Below are 18,602 nucleotides of genomic sequence, written 5' to 3'. Positions count from 1 at the left end.
CCGCCCGACATTAGATGTTCCGCTCGAAGAAACCATCGCCGCGCTCGTGCAGATGGTGCGGCAAGGCAAGGCGCTCTACGTCGGCATTTCATCGTATGGGCCAGATCGGACTCGGGAAGCCGAGCGCATCCTGCGCGCGGAAGGAATTCCCCTGCTTATCCACCAACCCTCCTACTCCATGCTGAACCGCTGGATTGAGGATGGATTGCTCGATACGCTGGAAGAGTTCGGTGCCGGCTGTATCGCATTTTCGCCTTTGGCTCAGGGGTTGTTGACATCAAAGTATCTGAATGGCGTCCCAGACGGCGCCCGTGCAGCGCGTGGCGGCTCGTTCGACACAAAGTTGCTGAGTGATGCAAACATAGAGCGTGTCCGCGAACTGAACGCGATCGCAGTCGACCGCGGGCAGACACTTGCCCAGATGGCGATCGCGTGGACCTTGCGAGATCCGCGCATAACGAGCGCGCTGGTAGGCGCGCGCAACGTGGCTCAACTCGATGATTCCCTCGGCGCTTTGGAGAATCTCGAATTCAATGCCGAAGAACTCCGCAAAATCGACGGGTACGCAACCGAGGGCGGGGTCGACCTCTGGCGAACTCAATCAAAGGCAGCCTGAACGGTCGGATGGTGTGCAATGTTCTCGGTGCCGAGCCGCACGGTCGTTGACGAACGGCAATGTCGGAAGGGCGAAAGCAAACAAAACACACGCCTTCATAGCGCATCCGAGGATGACGACATGCACAGACAACATTGGCAACACCGGATCTCTACGGCAAGGCAGTTCGCATCACCGGCGCATCAATTGACGCTGCGCTTGCGCGATGCATCGGCAGCCGCCAATGGCCAAGAGACGATGGCATCGGGCCCGCAGCGCGATAGGCCCAATTGAGATCCCTGAAGGAGCAAGAATATGGAGTATCGCAAGCTCGGCAATAGTGGCGCCGTCGTCTCGGCCTATTGCCTTGGAACCATGACTTTTGGACACGAGTCCGACGAAGCTACATCGTTCGCGCTTATGGATGATTATGTCGAGGCCGGCGGCAATTTCATCGATACGGCCGACGTCTACAGTGCCGGCGTGTCAGAGGAAATCATCGGCCGTTGGCTCAAGAGCAAGCCAGGAAACGCCAAGGATCTGGTGATCGCCACCAAGGGTCGTTTCCCCATGGGCGCAGGACCGAACGATCTCGGCCTGTCGCGCAAGCATCTTGGGGCAGCGCTCGATGCCTCGCTCAAGCGCCTGGGCGTCGAGCAGGTTGATGTTTACCAGATGCACGCCTGGGACGCGCTGACGCCGCTGGAGGAGACGCTGCGCTTTCTCGACGACTCGATCCGTAACGGAAAGATCGCCTATTACGGGTTCTCGAACTTCCTGGGCTGGCATCTGACCAAGGCGGCGTGGATGGCCAAAGCCAATGGCTACACACCACCGGTGACGCTGCAACCACAGTACAGCCTGCTGGTCCGCGACATCGAACATGAGCTTGTGCCGGCCTCGCTCGACGCCGGTATCGGCCTGCTGCCGTGGTCGCCGCTGGGCGGCGGATGGCTCTCCGGCAAATACAAGCGCGACCAGATGCCGACGGGCGCCACGCGCCTTGGCGAAAATCCCAACCGCGGCATGGAAGCGTTCGCTGCCCGCAACGCCAAGCCGATCACCTGGAACGTGATTGAGGCGGTGGAAGATACCGCAAAAGCGCTTGGGGCGAGCATGGCGCAGGTCGCGCTGGCATGGGTCGCCGCACAGCCTGCGGTCACGTCGGTTATTCTCGGGGCCCGGACACGAGAGCAACTGGCCGACAATCTTGGTGCGGCCAAGCTGACGCTAACGGACGAAAACGTTGCCGAACTCAACGCGGCGAGCAAACCGGAAATGTCGGAATATCCCTATGGAGCGGGCGGCATAAGCCAGCGCCACCGCAAGATCGAGGGTGGCCGCTGACTTTGGCGGCACGCGAACCGCATCGATAAACATCGAAGGAATCTCAGCATGTCCGAATCCGATACCCCAGGCAAGCGCATCATCTTTACCGGCGGCACCGGCAAGGCCGGCCGGCACGCTATTCCCTACTTGCTGGAGCGCGGCCACGAGGTGCTCAACCTCGATCTGGTACCGTTCGCCCATCCCGGTGTCAGGACGTTGATCACCGACCTCACCGACAGCGGGCAGGCCTTCAACGCGCTGTCGATGCATTTCGACAGCAGCGGGCTCACCACCGGCAAGGGGCCTGCGCCGGTGGATGCTATCGTGCATTTTGCCGCCATCCCCGCCTTGTTGCTGCGCCCCGACAACGTCACCTTCCAGGCCAATGTCGCTTCGACCTACAATGTCATCGAGGCGGCGACAAAGCTCGGCATCCGCAAGATCGTCATCGCGTCCAGTGAGACGACCTATGGCGTCTGCTTCGCAGAAGGCGACAAGGACTTCCACCAGTTTCCCTTGGAGGAGGATTACGATGTCGACCCGATGGACAGCTACGGCCTGTCCAAGGTGGTGAACGAGAAAACGGCGCGCGCCTTCGCCATGCGCTTCGGTACAGACATCTATGCGCTTCGCATCGGCAACGTGATCGAGCCGCATGAATACGATCGGTTCCCGAGTTTCGTCGCCGAACCGTTGTCGCGCAAGCGCAATGCCTGGAGCTATATCGACGCACGCGACCTTGCGCAGATCGTCCATCGCTGTCTGCACAAGGACGGGCTCGGTTTCCAGGTCTTCAACGCCGTTAACGACACGATCACCGCCAATGAGCCGACCGAGGCCTTCTTGAGGCGCTGGTGCCCTGACGTACCGGTCACCCGCCCGATGGGCGAATTCGAAGCGCCGCTGTCCAACCGCAAGGCGCGCGAGGTACTCGGATTCCGCGAGGAGCATGACTGGCGGAAATATGTCTGACGTGGCGCTGGCGCCCTGTGGGAGTACCGGCCGTTCGCTCCGCTCGTCCTGGGGGCAAAACGGCACCCGAGAACTCAAAGCACAGCCGTCGCGACGAAGAAATGGAGTAGGATCGTCAGCGCATGCTGGATGATCCCTGCGATCGGGCCAGAGTCCGAGGCAGCATCGATCCCCACCCCGCAGCCGCTTCAGAGCGCTTTTCCAAGACGGAGCGAACTGGATCTGGGCGGGGTCACCGACAAAGGAGACCCTTATGAATGTTGGTTTCATTGGACTCGGGCGCATGGGTGCTGGAATGGCAGCCAACCTTTTGAAGGCCGGGCATGACGTTACGGTCTACAACCGGACGCCCGGCAAGGACGAGGAACTCGTCCAGATGGGCGCCCGGTCTGCCGCTGAGGTTGCGGAAGCCTGCGATGGCGAGATCGTCGTGACGATGCTGGCAGACGACCACGCGGTCGAAAGCTTGGTGTATGGCGACCAACGCGTGCTAGCGAGCCTGGCCAAAGGCGCGATCCATGTCTCCTCCAGTACGATTAGTGTTGCCTTCGCGGAGCGGCTCACAGCTGATCACGCCGCAGCCGGCCAACGCTTCGTCGCTGCTCCCGTGTTCGGTCGGCCTGAGGCTGCGGCGGATGGAAAGCTCTTTGTCGTTGCCGCCGGCGAGTCGGAGGCGGTCACGACCGCAACTCCGTTCTTCGACGCCGTTGGGCAGAAGACTTTCGTTGTCTCCGAGACGCCCAAGGCCGCCAATCTCGTGAAACTCAGCGGCAATTTCCTGATCGCTTCGGTTATCGAATCCCTCGGCGAGGCGATTGCGCTTGTGAGTAAGGGCGGCGTCGATCGACACCAGTATCTCGATATGCTCACCTCGACGTTGTTTGGCGCTCCTGTCTATAAGACCTATGGCGGGCTGATCGTCGATCGAAAATTCGAGCCGGCAGGGTTCGCGGCACCACTCGGCCAGAAGGACATCCGGCTGGTGCTCGCCGCGGCTGAAGAGCTGCGCGTACCGCTTCCCATCGCCAGCCTTCTGCGTGACCGTTTCCTGAGCCTGCTCGCCCATGGCGGCGACAATCTCGACTGGTCGGCGCTCGGTTCGCTTGCAGCAAGAGATGCTGGGGAGGCAGCAAACTAAGGGCCTGCGATCCCGCACCAGCAAAAGCAGACCAGGAGGTGGCCCACTCTCCAAGGATACCGCCATTTCATTCCAAAGGATCGCATCCCGGGGGCGCTCTTGGACGGCCACAACTTTCTTGGATACTGCCCTGCGCGCCGCCGAACGCTCTCGACGTGGCCAATCGACGATCGCTGAGCACGCTCTTCCTTGTCGGCTCAGCCGCATCGTGAACGTCGTTGTGAACAATTGCTAGGCAGACATATTAAAGCCGGCTTCGGAGAAAATAGCCTCCGATACCGTTTCGGAGCCCTTTCATGTCGTTATCTGGTACAAGAATTCGCTACGGCAGCCTCGCCCAGGCTTTTCACTGGCACCGTCGCCTTAACGAGATGTGAAGCGTGGCGTCGTAGGTCGCGCCATGACCGAACTTCCTGCCGACCCCACCAGTCACCTTTACCAGCGCCATCGCTTTCCGGCTGAAATCATCAGCCATGCGGTGTGGCTCTACTTCCGCTTTCCGCTCAGCCTGCGCCATGTCGAGGAGATGCTCGCCGTCCGCGGCATTGGGGTTTCTTTCCAGACCGTCGCGGAGTGGGCAGGCAAGTTCGGAGGTGAATATGCACGCCGAATCCGACGGATGTCCAAAGGCGCCTTCGCCGACAAATGGCACTTCGATGAAATGGTCGTCTCCATCAAGGGAAAGAAACACTGGCTATGGCGAGCGGTCGATGCAAACGGCTATGTTCTCGACGCTCTTGTGCAAAGCCGAAGAAACAAGAAAGCCGCGCTTCGGCTGATGCGAAAGCTGCTGAAGAAGCAGGGTATCGCTCCGCGCGTCATGATTACAGACAAACTCCGTTCATATGGCGCGGCAAGGAACGAACTCATGCCCGGCGTGGAACATCGATCCCACAAGGGCTTGAACAACAGGGCGGAGAATTCTCATCTTGCCGTTCGAAGGCGGGAACAGACGATGAAGCGCTTCAAGTCGAGCCGGCAGTGCCAACGCTTCGTTTCCATCCACGGCCCGATCGCCAATCTGTTCCACCATCCGCACAACTATATCACCGCTGCCCAACATCGCGAGCTTCGAACGGCCTCCATGGAAACGTGGACCCGGATTGCCATGCCGACGCCCGCGTGAAAACGGCCATCGAGCCTCCGCCCGCTTCATGCCGAGTTAAGGCGACGGTACCGTTTGATCTGTTCGGCCAGCGCCAGATAGATCGTGCGTTGAAACTCGACAAGAGTTTGGAACATCAGGGGAGGCTAGCAGAAAAGACCCGGCCGGAGCGACCGTCAGTACTCGTGGCCGTCATGTTGAGGAAACTACGCCACTTTGGCCAGCAACTTAGGACCTTGCAGGGCATGAGGCCGTTGGCAGGCTGAATTGCAAATAGGCGTCGCACACTTTATCCGTAGGGCGCAGTGCGAAACGGTTCTGTCGTGTCAAATGCGTGGTTTGATCGGTGCATAGTCTAGAGGTAACGAGGCTACCCCCGAGGCGGCGTGAAGGCAGTCCGGTCGGGGTGATTTTCTTCGTTTGTTTCTTGACGGTGAGCCTGGCGCTGATGGCTGTGCCGACAGCGGTGCAAGCCCATATCATTCAATCGGGAACAGGCGGATTTGGCAGCGGTTTCGAACATCCGCTGACAGGTCCCGATCACTTTCTGGCGATGTTCACCGTTGGACTGTGGGGCGCCCAGATCGGCGGACGATCGATCTGGACGCTGCCGGTTGCATTCCCGCTGATCATGGTGCTTGGCGGCGTCGCCGGCATTGCGGGACTGCCGCTGCCCGGCGTGGAAATCGGAATCGCGCTTTCGATCATCGCGTTGGGGCTTGCCGTCGCATGCGCCTGGCGGCCGGCGGAATGGATCGCATTGCTGCTGATCGCGGTGTTTGCGATTTGCCATGGATATGCTCATGGCGCAGAATTGCCCAACGCGGCCGACCCCGCCGACTTTGCCATCGGCTTTGTGATCGCAACCGGCATGATCCATCTTCTGGGCATCGGCGTCGGGCTTGTTCTCGGCAAGCCGTTTGGCGGGCGGCTGTCGCAAGCGCTGGGCGGGCTGATCGCGGTCGGAGGCATCTATTTCCTTGTCGCCTGAGATAGGCTCGCAACGACCCGCCGCCGGGCACCTGCTGCGGTGGTCCGGCCCCGTGTTGGCAGTCGCCGGGGCCGCTGCGATCGGTGCTCTCGCATTGGCGACGTCGTCGGAGCGGACGATGACGTCATGGTGGATTCTCAACAGCGGCCTTTCCTTGGAACGGGTCATTCCGCTTGCCGGACTGGGTGTCGCGATCGCTCTGGTGCGCGCTCGCCATGCCGTTGTCGCATCGATGACGTTTCTTCTGGGCGCAGCACTCGGGATGCTCTTTCAGGATCAGTATCTCGCGCTCATGGCAGGCGTCCCCGGGGCGACGACACACCTTTTCCTGACTGGGCCGTTCTCGGCGGTTGCGGCTGGTCTGCTGCTCATCATCCCAGCTCGCGCCAGACCATGGGTTCTTCCCTTCGCCGCCATGTTGATCGGTGCAATGCTTGGTGTCGCCACAATGCTCACCGACCCTACCTTGCCCGATCCGGCAATCCCGCTCATCGCCGTCCTTATCGCGCTGTGGATCATGGCAATCATCGGGCTCAGTGGGCATGCCTTCTGGCTGGAATGGTTTCCGATCGCTGCGCGGATCCTTGGCAGCTGGCTGATTGCGATCGGCCTTCTTCTTGGAGGAACGGCGATCGCCACCAAGCCTCCGATGCTCGCGCCGCCGCCCTCGCAGGCACCATTGGACGACGGCCTCACGAATGCGCGTCCTTTCGAAACACCATTGCCGGAGTTCGATCGACCGCGCGACCGTTCAAAGTCCGGCGCTCGGACCTTGCTCCCGTGAACAAGCTGCTGGCAAAGCTGCTAGGATTTTCACGCGGCGGCCTCCAACGATAACTTTGCGCAGAGCGATTTTCGCCACGACGAAAGCGCAACGACCTGAACGGAAATGGTAGCGATCTATCTTATTCTTGCATCGACAAACGCAATGCCGACAGAGCAGTCGGCACAGCGGCCGTTGACCTCGATGCTCACCGACCCGATTTGAAAACCCTCGCTCCGTGCCCATTCGGCGAGCCGGCGATCGACACTGTCGTCGCAAAACTCGGTCACTCGGCCGCATTGTTCGCAGATCGCCAGGATCGCACTTCCCCGACGATGTGCGTGCGGACCGACGCAAAGGACGAATGCATTCAAGCTTTCGACCTTGTGAACGGTGCCGTCCTCAATGAGTTTCTTGATCGCCCGATAGACCTGTACTGGCGAGCGGATGCCATACGGCCTGATTTCATCGAGGATGTCATAGGCGCTGACCGGCTTGCCGGCATGGGAAATGGCCTCCAGCACCAGCTTCTGCTTTCCTGACCGACTGGCCGACGAGCTTCTGGATCACGGCGCTGGGTGCCGCCGCCTATCTCATCAGCGGCATGGTCCAGCGTGCGATAGCCAATGATCGTCCCTGACCTCGAGCGACAGGCTGATCCAGGCGATGGCGACGGCAAGCGCGATCGAGACTACGATGCCGGCGAGCACGCCGCGCGTCAGCCGCAGCGAAGTCGCAGCCGGGGCGACCATCAGCGCGAAGACGAAAGAAGCACGCCGACGATCTGCACCGCCTCCGCGGTGGCGACGGCGACGAGGATCATGAACAGGGTCGAGACCAGGTTGAGCGGCACGCCTCTTGCCTCGGCGAGTTCCGGCTGCAGGCTGGCGAAGAGCAGCGGCCGCGCGATCAGCACCAGGGCGACAAGGATGACCACGGCCAGCACGGCAAGCACGACGACGGTGCGGATGCTGATGCCGAGCACATTGCCGAACAGGACGTTCGTCGCCTGCGAGGCGAAGGCGGTGTAGAAATGCAGGAACAGAAGGCCAAGGCCGGCCCCTGAGCACGAGGAAATAGCCGACCGTGCCGGCGACGATGCCGACCACCGTACAAGCATAGAAGGCGTTGCGCATGAATTCATAGTCAAAGATCGTGGACATGCGCCCCGCTTTCCAGTTCCACATCGTCAGCCATGACGAAGATGCGCCCGGCGACCCGCACCACATTGATATGCGTGCCGTAGAGTTTCGACAGCACCGGCCCGTTGATGACCTCGTCGACGCTGCCGATCGCGGCCTTGCCGTTGCCGAGATAGAGCACGGAATCGACAGCGCGCAGCAGCGGGTTGATCTGGTGCGAGCAGAACAGCACCGCGATGCCGAGCCGCTCTCCGACCTCGTGGACCAGATCGATGATCGAGCGCTGATGTGCGGCGTCAAGGCTGATAAGCGGCTCGTCGAGAAGAAGCAGTTGTGGATCGCCGATGAGCGACTGTGCGATCAGGATGCGCTGGCGCTCGCCGCCGGAAAGTTCGGCCAGTGGCCGGCGGGCGAGGTCGGTCGCGCCGACCTCTTCGAGCGCCTTCCAGGCGGCCTCCTTCTCGGCGGCGGAAGCGACCGGCCAGCCCCAGCGATGTCCACCGGCGGCGGTAAGCACGAAGTCGAGGCCGCTGATGCCGGCATGGGTCAGGGCGCGGCGCGCTTGCGGCATGTAGCCGATCGACGGATTGCCGCGCGTCGGCGGTTTGCCGAGCACCGAAATGGCGCCGCCGGTCCGCCGGATCAGGCCGAGAATGGCGCGCAGCATCGTCGTCTTACCGGCGCCGTTGGCGCCGAGAAGGCCGACAAACGCGCCCTGCGGAATCGAAAAGGAGACGTCGGAAAGAACCCGGCGTCCCCCGTAGGTCAGCGTGACCCGCTCGAATGCGACGGCGCTCATTGCGTGCGGGCTGCAAGTGCCTTCTGGACCGCGTCGAGCTGTCCGCCGAACCAGGACTGGATCGTCTGCCCGGCCGGCTCCGTCTCGGTGACGCCGATGACGGTGACTTTGTTCTGCTTAGCGAGGTCGAGCAGCCGGGTCGTCGCCTCGTCGGTCACTTGCGAATTGTAGAACAGGATCTTGGCCGAACCATCCTTCAGGCTGTTCTCGAATGCCACGACCTGAGTGGGGCTCGGCTCCGCGTCGTTCATCAGCGCCACCTGGAAGTCGTAGTTCAGCATCTTGAGGCCAAGCGCTTCCGCCATATAGCCGAACACCGGTTCGGTGGCGGTCACCTCGGTGCCGGCATAGGTTTTCTTGACGTCGGCGATCTCCTTGTCGATGACGTCCAGCGAAGACTGGAATGTCTTCAGATTGGCCTCGTAGTGCACGGCATTGGCAGGATCACGCTTCGAAAGATCGGCGGTGAGCGCCTTGGCAATCGCCGGCAGCGTCGCCGGATTGTACCAGAGATGCGGATTGTCGCCCGACTACTTGCCGATCAGGTCGGCAGCGATGATGGTCGTGCGGTCCGGCTTGGACGACGCCGACAGCAGCTTGTCCATCCACGGATCGTAGTCGGCGCCGTTGTAGATGATGATCTTTGCATCGGCGATTGTGCGAGCCGTTGAAGGACTGGTTTCGAAGAGATGCGGATCGTCGTCGGGGTTGGCAAGGATGCTGGTGACCGCAACATGGCTGCCGCCGATCTGGCGAGCGAGGTCGCCATAGAAATTCTCGGCTGCCACGATGTTCAGCTTGTCTTCGGCCCGGGCCGTAGTGCCGGTCAGCAGTGGTGCCGCAACCAGCAGCGCGGCCAGAAAGGGAACGGAACGCATCCTTGGTCTCCTTTGGATTGTTTGGGGGAAGGCCCGCCGCGAGGCTTTGTCGGTGCCGTGTAACTGTATAACAGTAACAATATAACGTTTGTGTTCGAAATGTGGCGCCGATGCATGGTCTTTTGAGCAGCGTCCTTTTTCGCGAGCACAAAACCGTGAAGGCGAGTATGAGCAGCAATCCCGCCAGAAGATCGGTGACGATAATGGGAGCGAGGCGCTTGCCTCCAAGTCCGCCGGTTTACCGAGTCGTGATATCGTTCGAACTCAGTGGCGTGTTAGCGACACTAGATTTGCAGCATGGCTTCCAAGGCGATTTCCTCAACGGGATGAGATGTTCGCTCGATGTCGTTGAGACCCGCCGTCAGATACCCGCCGTCAGATCCTGAGAGCGGCTCACTTTCACCTCGAAGCATGTCGCTCCCCGTGAATGCGGATACGCTGGCGTAGATCGTAGCCGCACTGGCAAGAGCACGGTCGAAAAGATGCGCTCCGCGCGGCCAAACGGCCAGCCCATCGCATGAACGGAAAAGGAATAGGAGGGGAACTTTCGTGTGCAGTTTTTGCACACGAACTGTCATAACTACCTGATTTAATTTACAAATCTGTTCCATCCATCACTGGTGAGCGTGTTTCGCGCACCTGCAGGCGGTGTTGATCGTTTCGGCCGCGGAAGCGTTCCTTCTGAGCTAACTGAAGGCCGGCACCACTCTGGGGAGGTGCTTGAAGGCGCCGGCCTGGACGGTCCCTCTTAGGTCCGCCGCGACTCCAATCTAACGTCTGGTAAGGCCCACCACCAAGCGCGGCTGCGCTCAACGTCTTCGATATGCACAACAAAATATGACGACGTCGGTCGTATGCGGCAGGGTGTCAATGTGGAAGAAGGAAGCCGGCGCCCGCATTTGCGCGATTGCCTGAGATGACGCCGGCTGCGGGTCGCCCGTGACGGTCCGCCGCTTGGGGAAACTCGTCGGATTCGGAGGAGGGGTCATCGCGCTCACGCCTTGGCGCCAATCGCAGACTTCGCTGATCTTTCCAACTGGCCTATCAAATGACCTCGACACGATCGAGATAGCTGGACAGTTCGCTTACCCATTTCCGCGACGCTTCGGCGTCGGCGGTTTCCGCCGCTTGTTCAAGGCCTGCACCAATGTCAGTAATGGCTTGGAATCCGAACGCGCCACCGGATCCCCTCATATTGTGCCCCAGGATCAAGACCGCCTCGAAGTCAAACCGATCCAGAGCTTCAACCATCGCAATGACGCCCTCCCGACAATTCCTGAGATAGGCGGGTGTGCGTTCCATCAATCTTTGGTCCGCCCTTGAGGTCGTGCGCAGCGGCTCGCCATCCTTTCGTACCGACGGCACTGCCATCACGGAATAGTCCTTTATCGCTTGCAGCAGCACGTGCTGTTTGATGGGTTTGCTTAGATAGGCCGTGCACCCCGCCGCGAGACATGTCTCCCGATCCCCTTTCAGAGCAGAGGCCGTCAGGGCGATGATCGGTGTTGGCGCCCGATCATTCGCCTTCTCCCACGCTCGAATGGTTCGCGTTGCGGTCAAACCGTCCATGGCCGGCATCTGTCGGTCCATCAGGACAAGATCGTAGTGGCCCGCAGTGAACATCTGGCAGGCTACTACTCCCGTCTCGGCCACGTCGATCCGGTAGGGAGTATCCTCGAGATAGGCGAGAGCAATCGTGCAATTGTCGGGTGAGTCCTCGGCGAGAAGGATCCGCAGCGCGGGCAGCGGTGCCTCTGACCCCATGCCGGCGGGCGTGGCCGCCGGCCGGTTGGCCTCAGCCCAGACCTCGAATGGGAGAGCAAAGCCAAACACGCTTCCTTTCCCAACTTCGCTTTCCACCCAGATGCGTCCACCCATCAACTCAACCAGGCGTTTCGAAATCGTGAGACCCAGCCCCGATCCACCGAACCTGCGGGTGGTCGATGAGTCGGCCTGCGTGAACCGTTCAAACACCTGCCCCAATTTCTCTGCAGCAATGCCTATACCGGTATCCGAAACGGTGAACCGCAGGGCGGTTGGAACCGAGCGATCTCCATCCGGCTCAACCTTTAAAAATACGCGCCCTGATTGGGTGAACTTGATCGCATTGCCAAGCAGGTTGAGTAGCACTTGCCGCAGCCGCGTCGGATCGCCGACCAGGTCATTGCTGACACTGGTTTCAATTTCGCACGCCAGCACTAGTCCTTTCTCATGGGCACGAGGCGCCACCATCTCGATCACCTTTTCCAGGTGGTCGCTCAACGAAAAGCCTGTTCGTTCCAGATCGAGCTGAGAGGCTTCGACCTTCGAGAGGTCCAGGATGTCGTTGATGAGGTTCAGCAAGTTGTCGCCGGAACGGCGGAAGATCTGCACGTACTTGTCTTGTTCGGGTGAAAGCGGGGTCTTTGCGAGGAGGTCGGCGATGCCCATGATTGCATTCATGGGCGTGCGGATCTCATGGCTCATGCTGGCAAGAAAATCTGATTTGGTTCTGCTCGCGCTTTCAGCTGCCGCCTTGGCTTGCTGCAGTTCCACTTCCACGCGCTTTCGCTCCGTGACGTCGCGCGCCGCGGCGAAGACGCCCTGCAACGTGCGGCCCCGATCATAAAAAGTCGTGGCGTTATAGGACACGACGGTCTGTTTGCCATCTCGGGCGCGAGCCGTAAGCTCGTAGTCGGTCACCGACTTTTCACTGAGCACACGTTTGATGCCCGCTTCCGCCCGCTCCGGATCAGTGAAGCAGTCCTTGAAAGGCGCCCCGATCAATTCGTCACGGGTGCAGCCAGTGAGCGCCTCCGTCTGCTTGTTGACGTCGGTAATGATGCCGGCTGGGTCGATCGTCATCAGGGCGTCGATGTTCGATTCGATCAGCGAGCGGGTGTAGAATTGCTGATCGCGCAAACGCTGGTCGGACTTCTTCTGCTCTTCTTCGACCAGTTTGCGCGCGGTATTGTCGGTGCCGATCAGGAGGTATCCGATGATCCCGTCCTGTGCGTCGCGTAGCGCCGTGACTGACACCACCGCAGGGAAGCGCGTTCCATCCTTGCGGATGTAGGTCAGTTCGTAGATGTCTTCTATTCCGCGCGAGGCCTTGAACACCAGGGCCTCAAACCCCGGCTCGATCGTGGTCGCGAGTTCGATGCTCAAGGCACGAGCGCGCAAGATCAGCTCCTGCGGATCGGAGATGTCGGCCGGCGTGATCGTGTTCATCATCTCGGCCGCCGTGTAACCAAGCATCCGCTCGGCGCCTACATTGAAGATCTGAATCACACCTTTGGCGTCGGTGGCGATGCTGGAGAAGTTGGCGCTGTTGAAGATCGCGCTCTGCAACGCGCCTGCCTGGAGGAGCGCCTCTTCAGCCTCCTTGCGCGCGGTATTGTCGGTACCGATCAAGAGGTATCCGATGATGCCGTCCTGCGCGTCGCGCAGGGCTGTGACTGACACCACTGCCGGAAACCGGCTTCCGTCTTTGCGAATATAGGTCAGCTCATAGATGTCCTCGATTCCGCGCGAGGCCTTGAACACCAGGGCCTCGAAGCCTGGCGTAATCGAAGTCGAAAGCTCCGCGCTCAAGGCTTGAGCACGCGCAATCAACTCCTGCGGATCGGAGATGTCGGCCGGGGTGATCGTGTTCATCACTTCGGCAGCCGTGTAGCCAAGCATCCGCTCGGCGCCGACGTTGAAGATCTGAATCACACCTTTGGCGTCGGTTGCGATGCTTGAAAAGTTCGCACTGTTAAAGATCGCGCTCTGCAGGGCGCCCGCTTTAACGATGGACTCATCCGTCTGATGATGTGCTGCGTTGTCAGGGGACAGGGCAAGTCGGTTCTCGATGTCTTCTCCGTGGGTAAATTCGAGGTCAGGTTTCCTCACAAGAATTTTCGGCTGCAACTCGTTCAAATGTTGAAGGCCACGAAACCATGTTAGTGCAGAAGTTCTTTGACGGAATATTCAAGTTGAGTGGGAGAATAGGGCTTCTGAAGGAATTGACCCCCGCTGACGAACATCTCTGTCATATCGGCGGTGAGAGGGCTGCCGGACGTGTATAGTACACGCAATCCCGGCTGAAGCTTGATGGCCTGGTTCGCCACGTCGTATCCGCCGAAGGCGAATGCACTGAGGCGGATATCGACAAAGAGCGCGTCAATTTGTGGAGGCGTCGACAGGTGCAAGAGTGCGGCGGCAAGATCGCCAGCCAGGAGGACGGTGTGACCCAGGTCGCCAATTGTCCACTCAGCGGTTTGGCGAATGAATATCTCGTCTTCGACGATGAGGATAACGGCCATCAACGGGCCATGAGCAGCAAAATCGGCATGTTATCAGAAGTCCCCTGGCTGCGGAGCTCGCAGTTAACACGAAACTAGTGTCTCGGGGGAAGGTTCCATGAGGTGTCGTATTATTGTTCGTGAGCGAAGGCTGTCGCCAAGCTTCGGTGCAAGAAGCGCGGGATCATGCCGCCGGCACGAAGAGTGTTTGATGCCATGGAGGTATCAACCGCAGCGAGGTGCGAATGTGAGGGATGCGGGTGGGGCGCGAATGGCCTAGCCAAGGATCGGAAGGCGCCTACGCGAGTATATTAGAATTCGGTGAACAACGACCCCATGTTATCGATCGGTCCTTGCCGATACATCCGTCCACCTGCTACCCTTGAATGGGGCTTGCTGAAGGCGAAATGCTAAACCGGACCGTAGCTTCCACCACACCTAACTCGCGGCACTTTAACTTTCTTATTTCTGACGACGTCATAGACGCCGTGCAGGGGTACGTCGGTTGCTGTGCTCCAGGACGCATCATTTCAACCTTTTCAGCAGTGCAGTCCGTGCGAGACAAAGTCCCCGATTGCGAGCTGTCCGACGATCAGATCGAGCGTTACGCCGTATTGTGCGCAGTCGACCAAGCACTCGCGGTCCATTTCGATCGGAGAGGAAGTCCACGGGATCCTTACTCAAGCCTAAGTAGGAGCCAAACCGGGTAAATGGATGATCCATTGCCACGTGCTGGAGCATTCGGTTTCTGGAATGGATACGTGGTTTCGGGTCAGTTAATGTGTCGAAGCCTATCCTCCCGTGCCGCAAATCGGGACCGGCCCCTCCGATGCGTCCATCTAACTGGAAAGAATGCGCTTTTTCTGACTCAAATTCCTCCCGAGTGAGAGCACCAGAATTGCGAAGCTCGGCTAGCGTTTGGTCGGGGGTGGCTAGCGGCCTTTGTCGGGGTCTGGTCTTGCAACAGGTGCCAGTTTGCGCGAACCTCACTCTCAGACCGGTCATCCGGTGGATGCCAAATTACCTGAATCTGGGAGGGCGAAGTGTTAGGCGAGCCCATTACCGTTCTGATGGTCAATGAGTATCCTGACTACATTGATGCACATGTATGGGCTGCTGAGCTGAAAACCCGTGTGCCGCAGCTGGAGTTCAGGCTTTGGCCAGACGCCGGGAACAAAAGTGACATAGATATTGTGCTGATCGACAAGGGCGCCAGTCCTGGCTTTTTTGACGCCATGACGGGGCTAAGCGCCGTCGTCTATTTGGGGGCCGGTGTCGAGGGTATTGATCTTCAGAGCTTTCCCAAGAGTGTTCCGCTCATCAGGCTCGCAACGCGTGAGCAGGCTTCGGAAGTGGTGCAGTACATAGTCCTTCGCGTTCTCTGCCAGCAACGGAATGTTGCGGATTACATGAGTCTGCAAGCCCGCAAGTTTTGGGATCCGATCGCGCCGCGGAAGATCTCCGAGACAAGAATTGTTGTGCTGGGTGCGGGCCGGATCGGTGGCTGGGCCGCAAAGCTGTTTGCGGACTTGGGCTACGACACGGCAGTCTGGTCTCGTCATCAAAAGACGCTTCCTGGTATACATAGTTACTTTGGCCATGACCAGCTTGCGGACGCACTCACAAGTCGGGACTACATTATCTGTTCACTTCCCCTGACTGGCGACACTCGTGGGATACTGAACTCCAGTGCCATCGGAAAAATGAAGCGAGGTGCCTACCTTGTGAATGTCGGCAGGGGCGCGCATGTCAACGAAGCCGACCTGATCCGCGCTCTCGACGAAGGTCAGCTTTCTGGTGCTTGTCTTGACGTGTTTGAGCGTGAACCGCTGGAGGCTTCATCGCCGTTGTGGACTCATCCCAGGGTGACCATCACACCTCATGTCGCGAGCTTCTGGGTGGATTCTGGAATCGACCAGACCGCCGATCTCTGCGGTCAAGTCGCAAGAGGAGAGCCTCTGTCCAACAAGATCGACCTCGAACGGGGTTATTGAATCGAACTGGTGTCTTTACCGACTTTAGCAGGTTCCGATCTTTCATCAGCGCGGACATCAGCGCGTGCGTCACCCTGCTAGTGCATGGCTAGGTGACTCCCAATTGAGCCTTCTGTTCGACGAGTTGGAACGGCGGGCGACGACGGTCTTCGTGCTCCGAACCCGGCTCCGGACCCCTTATCGCGAATCTTGGGGCTGCCGGATACGCTTTTAGTTAAGGGCGCATAGTTAAGGGCGCAATGGCTTCCTTTCAACATCCGGGCTTCCGCGACAGCGAGCTTACCGAGCGCCCCGGCCGCGGCTGGACGCGATGGGCGGAGGGCGTCGGTGAATACGAGATCGCGGGCGTCTGGTGGCAAGCCATGGTCTTGCACTTCCCGAACCTGAACACGAGCGCCTGGTTCGACGGCTCCGAACTGGTCGGTCTCGCCCTTGGGGATTTCGCGAGCCGAAGTGGTGTATGCGCCTCCCGCCGGCCGATTGGGAACCTATGCCAGCGGGTCATAGGCAAGCCGCAGAGTGCGCCTGGCAGGAGTGGTGTGCAAAGCATTAGCCGGCAGAGTCGCGCGCTGGCGACGCTCCTTACCTAAAAGCTGCTAGGGCCAAGGTCTTAGATGCTGAGGCAAAGGTCTGATCGGCCCTGTTTGGTTCATCCGAGGCCGTGTGAGAGGACGGACCGTCGAGCGCGGGAGCAAGAGGCACGGAATTTGCGACTGCATCATCATATCAGGAGAGGAGTCAAATGATGCGTCAAGATGGAACAACAGCGCGAAAAGCAGCAACACGATACGTGCCGGAATGGCGCCTCAACAAGAGAACGTTTGAGGTTCCGTACCTCATGAAGCTCGGCAACATTGGCCGCCAGGAAGCGCTGGCTTTGATCGCTAGGCATAGTGGGGACAGAGACGAAATCACTGCCGAGCTGTTTTCGCGGAGAGGTCGAACACAATAGCTCCACACAGGGTTGGGACCCATGACCCACCGAGCGTTCGCCGAGAGACTCGAGGTTGCTGCCGCGCATATTTCGGAGGTCTCGCGCGCGGACCTGCAAGTCTTGTTGATGAACGCAGCCCTGCGGCTGAGGAACACCTCGGGCCTTGCCTTGGAGGCCGAGGTTGACGAGGCTATCGACTTGTTGGCAGCGCAGTTGAAGCTGACGCGGCCTGAAGTGTTGCAAACGATAGTGCGAGATTGGTTGGTCATTGCCGGCCGACTGGGTGCCGATACCTTTCGTTGGCCTGCCACCCAGCCGCCATGTTAAGTTAGGCTGACATGAGGCTCTTTTTGATCGCGCTTGTCGTCGCTCATAACTGGTATCCCGGCTACCATGATCCGGTCACCGGCTATGAATGCTGCGACGACAAGAAGGATTGTAGGTCATCAGCCCGCGCTATGTCGAGCCGCGGCCGGGCGGAGATTTCATTATCCACACGGGGTCCAAGACCCAATATTTCATCCCCAAGAACCGCGTCATAGAGAGTGAAGACGGCCAGTATCACATCTGCACGTCCTCCCCGAATTTGACTATCCGCTGCTTCTTTGCGTCGCACACGGAGGCGAGCCGATAGCGGTCGGCGCCATCTTCGCATCGATCAGAGAGGATGGCAGATGGCGGCCTGTCTAGTTGCCGAACCTTGGCCGGCGCATGCGACGCGGGCTTATCTTACGAGTTTGTAATTTGGCAGCCGCAAATCTGCCTCCAAGGCCATCGAAGAGGGAGTGGACTGCCTTAATTAGGAACCCTCGTCGAATGGTCCCTTTCGCATACACCTCGATCCAGAAATTCTTGCATTGGACTTTGTTTCTCCTCGTCGTTTTGCTCTCCGCGCTGACCTACGGGGAAGACCTATTGCCCCGTGGCGACCCGACGGTGAATGTCATTTGGCGGTTGCATATTTCCTTCGGCCTTTTATTGGCGGGACTGGTGCTTTGGAGGGTCGTCCTGCGCGGCCTGAGGGGAGTTCCAGGCCTTCCTGACGAAATGTCAGCGCCCGAGCGGACGGCAGCCAAGATCGGCCACTTGGTTCTTTATGCTCTGTTGATAGCGATACCTATTCTAGGCATTCTACTGACTTGGTTCAGAGGGGACGCGCTGACCTTCTTCGGGCTCTTCACAGTTCCGGCTCCGTTTGCACCGGATCGACCCACAGCGCGCACCATCCGCGAACTTCATTCGTTGTGCGCCAACGGGATATTGATCGCGGCCGGCTTGCATGCACTGGCCGCGCTGTATCATCACTTCATCCGTCGCGATGCCGTTCTGACGAGGATGCTTCCATAGGGCAAGCTGGCCCGTCAGCCGAAAGGAAGGTCGTGGGCTCTTTATGTTGGCTGATACCTGATCGAGTTGAGCCCGACACGATGTTGCTACAGAGCAGTCGGATCATTTTCAGGCCAGCAAACGTCCTCGCTGGATCCTCCAAGAGTCCGTCACCTGACCCGAGGTGGCGGGCTTTTTTGCGCCCTAGAGCGGGATGAATTGAGGCTGAATCGAAGGGATTCCCCTAGGGTGGCAAATCTGATTCAACCTTCTTGCTAGGCAAGGAGGTTGGTAAGGATGGGCAAGCCTTATTCGATGGATCTTCGCGAACGGGTTGTTGCGTCGGTTGAGCGGGAGGGGCTGTCGCGACG

16 protein-coding genes and 2 pseudogenes are annotated in these 18,602 nt (G+C 59.4%); 11 read left to right on the top strand and 7 right to left on the bottom strand.

Annotation, left to right across the window (positions count from 1 at the left end):
• From B5V02_RS00640 to B5V02_RS00605, 7 genes are all read left to right on the top strand, one after another.
• Window positions 1-616, top strand: a 616-nt coding sequence (locus B5V02_RS00640; RefSeq protein ID WP_208647020.1) for an aldo/keto reductase, incomplete at its 5' end; no start/stop codon positions are given.
• Between the two features lie 294 nt (window positions 617-910).
• Window positions 911-1,942 (top strand): aldo/keto reductase, encoded by a 1,032-nt coding sequence (locus B5V02_RS00635; RefSeq protein WP_111542352.1) that lies wholly within the window; start codon window positions 911-913, stop codon window positions 1,940-1,942.
• Between the two features lie 48 nt (window positions 1,943-1,990).
• Window positions 1,991-2,896, top strand: coding sequence for an NAD-dependent epimerase/dehydratase family protein (locus tag B5V02_RS00630; RefSeq protein WP_111542351.1), 906 nt, complete (start codon window positions 1,991-1,993; stop codon window positions 2,894-2,896).
• A gap of 253 nt (window positions 2,897-3,149) precedes the next feature.
• On the top strand, window positions 3,150-4,034 hold the full coding sequence (locus tag B5V02_RS00625; RefSeq protein WP_111542350.1) for an NAD(P)-dependent oxidoreductase: 885 nt from the start codon (window positions 3,150-3,152) through the stop codon (window positions 4,032-4,034).
• Between the two features lie 400 nt (window positions 4,035-4,434).
• On the top strand, window positions 4,435-5,160 hold the full coding sequence (locus B5V02_RS00620) for an IS6 family transposase (RefSeq protein WP_111542356.1): 726 nt from the start codon (window positions 4,435-4,437) through the stop codon (window positions 5,158-5,160).
• Window positions 5,161-5,587: 427 nt separating this feature from the next.
• Entirely contained in the window at window positions 5,588-6,130 is a 543-nt protein-coding gene (locus B5V02_RS00610; RefSeq protein WP_111542355.1) for a HupE/UreJ family protein, read from the top strand.
• 118 nt (window positions 6,131-6,248) lie between these two features.
• The gene (locus tag B5V02_RS00605; RefSeq protein WP_111542348.1) at window positions 6,249-6,914 is read left to right on the top strand and encodes a hypothetical protein; all 666 of its coding nucleotides are present in this window, start codon (window positions 6,249-6,251) and stop codon (window positions 6,912-6,914) included.
• A gap of 116 nt (window positions 6,915-7,030) precedes the next feature.
• On the opposite strand, the gene B5V02_RS00600 is transcribed toward B5V02_RS00605, so the two are convergent.
• The 7 genes and pseudogenes from B5V02_RS00600 to B5V02_RS00570 form a co-directional block, all read right to left on the bottom strand.
• Window positions 7,031-7,417 carry a Fur family transcriptional regulator gene (locus tag B5V02_RS00600; protein ID WP_245445565.1) on the bottom strand — a complete coding sequence of 129 codons (387 nt, stop codon included), beginning with the start codon at window positions 7,415-7,417 and terminating at the stop codon, window positions 7,031-7,033.
• Between the two features lie 72 nt (window positions 7,418-7,489).
• Complete coding sequence (locus B5V02_RS41015; protein ID WP_208647019.1) at window positions 7,490-7,645, bottom strand: hypothetical protein; 156 nt, start codon at window positions 7,643-7,645, stop codon at window positions 7,490-7,492.
• Window positions 7,645-8,013 carry a metal ABC transporter permease gene (locus B5V02_RS00595; RefSeq protein WP_208647018.1) on the bottom strand — a complete coding sequence of 123 codons (369 nt, stop codon included), beginning with the start codon at window positions 8,011-8,013 and terminating at the stop codon, window positions 7,645-7,647. Before B5V02_RS00595 ends, B5V02_RS41015 begins: the two co-directional genes overlap by 1 nt.
• Window positions 8,014-8,039: 26 nt before the next feature.
• Window positions 8,040-8,834 (bottom strand): metal ABC transporter ATP-binding protein, encoded by a 795-nt coding sequence (locus B5V02_RS00590; RefSeq protein ID WP_111542346.1) that lies wholly within the window; start codon window positions 8,832-8,834, stop codon window positions 8,040-8,042.
• A pseudogene (locus B5V02_RS41310) lies at window positions 8,831-9,712 on the bottom strand (metal ABC transporter solute-binding protein, Zn/Mn family). Before B5V02_RS41310 ends, B5V02_RS00590 begins: the two are co-directional and overlap by 4 nt.
• A 1,044-nt stretch (window positions 9,713-10,756) precedes the next feature.
• On the bottom strand, window positions 10,757-13,612 hold the full coding sequence (locus tag B5V02_RS00575) for a PAS domain-containing hybrid sensor histidine kinase/response regulator (RefSeq protein ID WP_208647016.1): 2,856 nt from the start codon (window positions 13,610-13,612) through the stop codon (window positions 10,757-10,759).
• Window positions 13,613-13,635: 23 nt separating this feature from the next.
• Window positions 13,636-13,998: a response regulator gene (locus B5V02_RS00570; RefSeq protein WP_111542344.1), complete on the bottom strand. Its 363-nt coding sequence runs from the start codon at window positions 13,996-13,998 to the stop codon at window positions 13,636-13,638.
• A 687-nt stretch (window positions 13,999-14,685) separates the two neighbouring features.
• Between B5V02_RS00570 and B5V02_RS42575 the strand changes: the two are divergent.
• The 4 genes and pseudogenes from B5V02_RS42575 to B5V02_RS00545 form a co-directional block, all read left to right on the top strand.
• A pseudogene (locus tag B5V02_RS42575) lies at window positions 14,686-14,757 on the top strand (multicopper oxidase domain-containing protein); the annotation flags it as partial.
• A gap of 263 nt (window positions 14,758-15,020) precedes the next feature.
• A complete protein-coding gene (locus B5V02_RS00560; protein ID WP_111542343.1) occupies window positions 15,021-15,971 on the top strand; it encodes a 2-hydroxyacid dehydrogenase in 951 nt (316 codons plus the stop codon).
• A gap of 973 nt (window positions 15,972-16,944) precedes the next feature.
• Window positions 16,945-17,232 carry a hypothetical protein gene (locus tag B5V02_RS00550; protein WP_111542341.1) on the top strand — a complete coding sequence of 96 codons (288 nt, stop codon included), beginning with the start codon at window positions 16,945-16,947 and terminating at the stop codon, window positions 17,230-17,232.
• A gap of 489 nt (window positions 17,233-17,721) precedes the next feature.
• Entirely contained in the window at window positions 17,722-18,252 is a 531-nt protein-coding gene (locus B5V02_RS00545) for a cytochrome b (protein ID WP_111542340.1), read from the top strand.
• The last annotated feature ends 350 nt before the right edge of the window (window positions 18,253-18,602 follow it).

It is taken from the genome of Mesorhizobium kowhaii (assembly GCF_003253745.1).
Classification (GTDB): domain Bacteria; phylum Pseudomonadota; class Alphaproteobacteria; order Rhizobiales; family Rhizobiaceae; genus Mesorhizobium; species Mesorhizobium kowhaii.
The sequence above is the reverse complement of the archived record's forward strand: the minus strand, read 5'-3'. Positions and strand labels throughout refer to the sequence as shown.

Bases quoted from the DNA above. Each gene is read 5' to 3' on its own strand.
- B5V02_RS00635 (WP_111542352.1), top strand. From the start codon at position 911: ATGGAGTATCGCAAGCTCGGCAATAGTGGCGCCGTCGTCTCGGCCTAT.
- B5V02_RS00550 (WP_111542341.1), top strand. From the start codon at position 16,945: ATGACCCACCGAGCGTTCGCCGAGAGACTCGAGGTTGCTGCCGCGCAT.
- B5V02_RS41015 (WP_208647019.1), bottom strand. From the start codon at position 7,645: ATGGTCGCCCCGGCTGCGACTTCGCTGCGGCTGACGCGCGGCGTGCTC.
- B5V02_RS00590 (WP_111542346.1), bottom strand. From the start codon at position 8,834: ATGAGCGCCGTCGCATTCGAGCGGGTCACGCTGACCTACGGGGGACGC.
- B5V02_RS00595 (WP_208647018.1), bottom strand. From the start codon at position 8,013: ATGCTTGTACGGTGGTCGGCATCGTCGCCGGCACGGTCGGCTATTTCC.
- B5V02_RS00570 (WP_111542344.1), bottom strand. From the start codon at position 13,998: ATGGCCGTTATCCTCATCGTCGAAGACGAGATATTCATTCGCCAAACC.
- B5V02_RS00625 (WP_111542350.1), top strand. From the start codon at position 3,150: ATGAATGTTGGTTTCATTGGACTCGGGCGCATGGGTGCTGGAATGGCA.
- B5V02_RS00610 (WP_111542355.1), top strand. From the start codon at position 5,588: ATGGCTGTGCCGACAGCGGTGCAAGCCCATATCATTCAATCGGGAACA.
- B5V02_RS00545 (WP_111542340.1), top strand. From the start codon at position 17,722: ATGGTCCCTTTCGCATACACCTCGATCCAGAAATTCTTGCATTGGACT.
- B5V02_RS00605 (WP_111542348.1), top strand. From the start codon at position 6,249: ATGACGTCATGGTGGATTCTCAACAGCGGCCTTTCCTTGGAACGGGTC.
- B5V02_RS00620 (WP_111542356.1), top strand. From the start codon at position 4,435: ATGACCGAACTTCCTGCCGACCCCACCAGTCACCTTTACCAGCGCCAT.
- B5V02_RS00630 (WP_111542351.1), top strand. From the start codon at position 1,991: ATGTCCGAATCCGATACCCCAGGCAAGCGCATCATCTTTACCGGCGGC.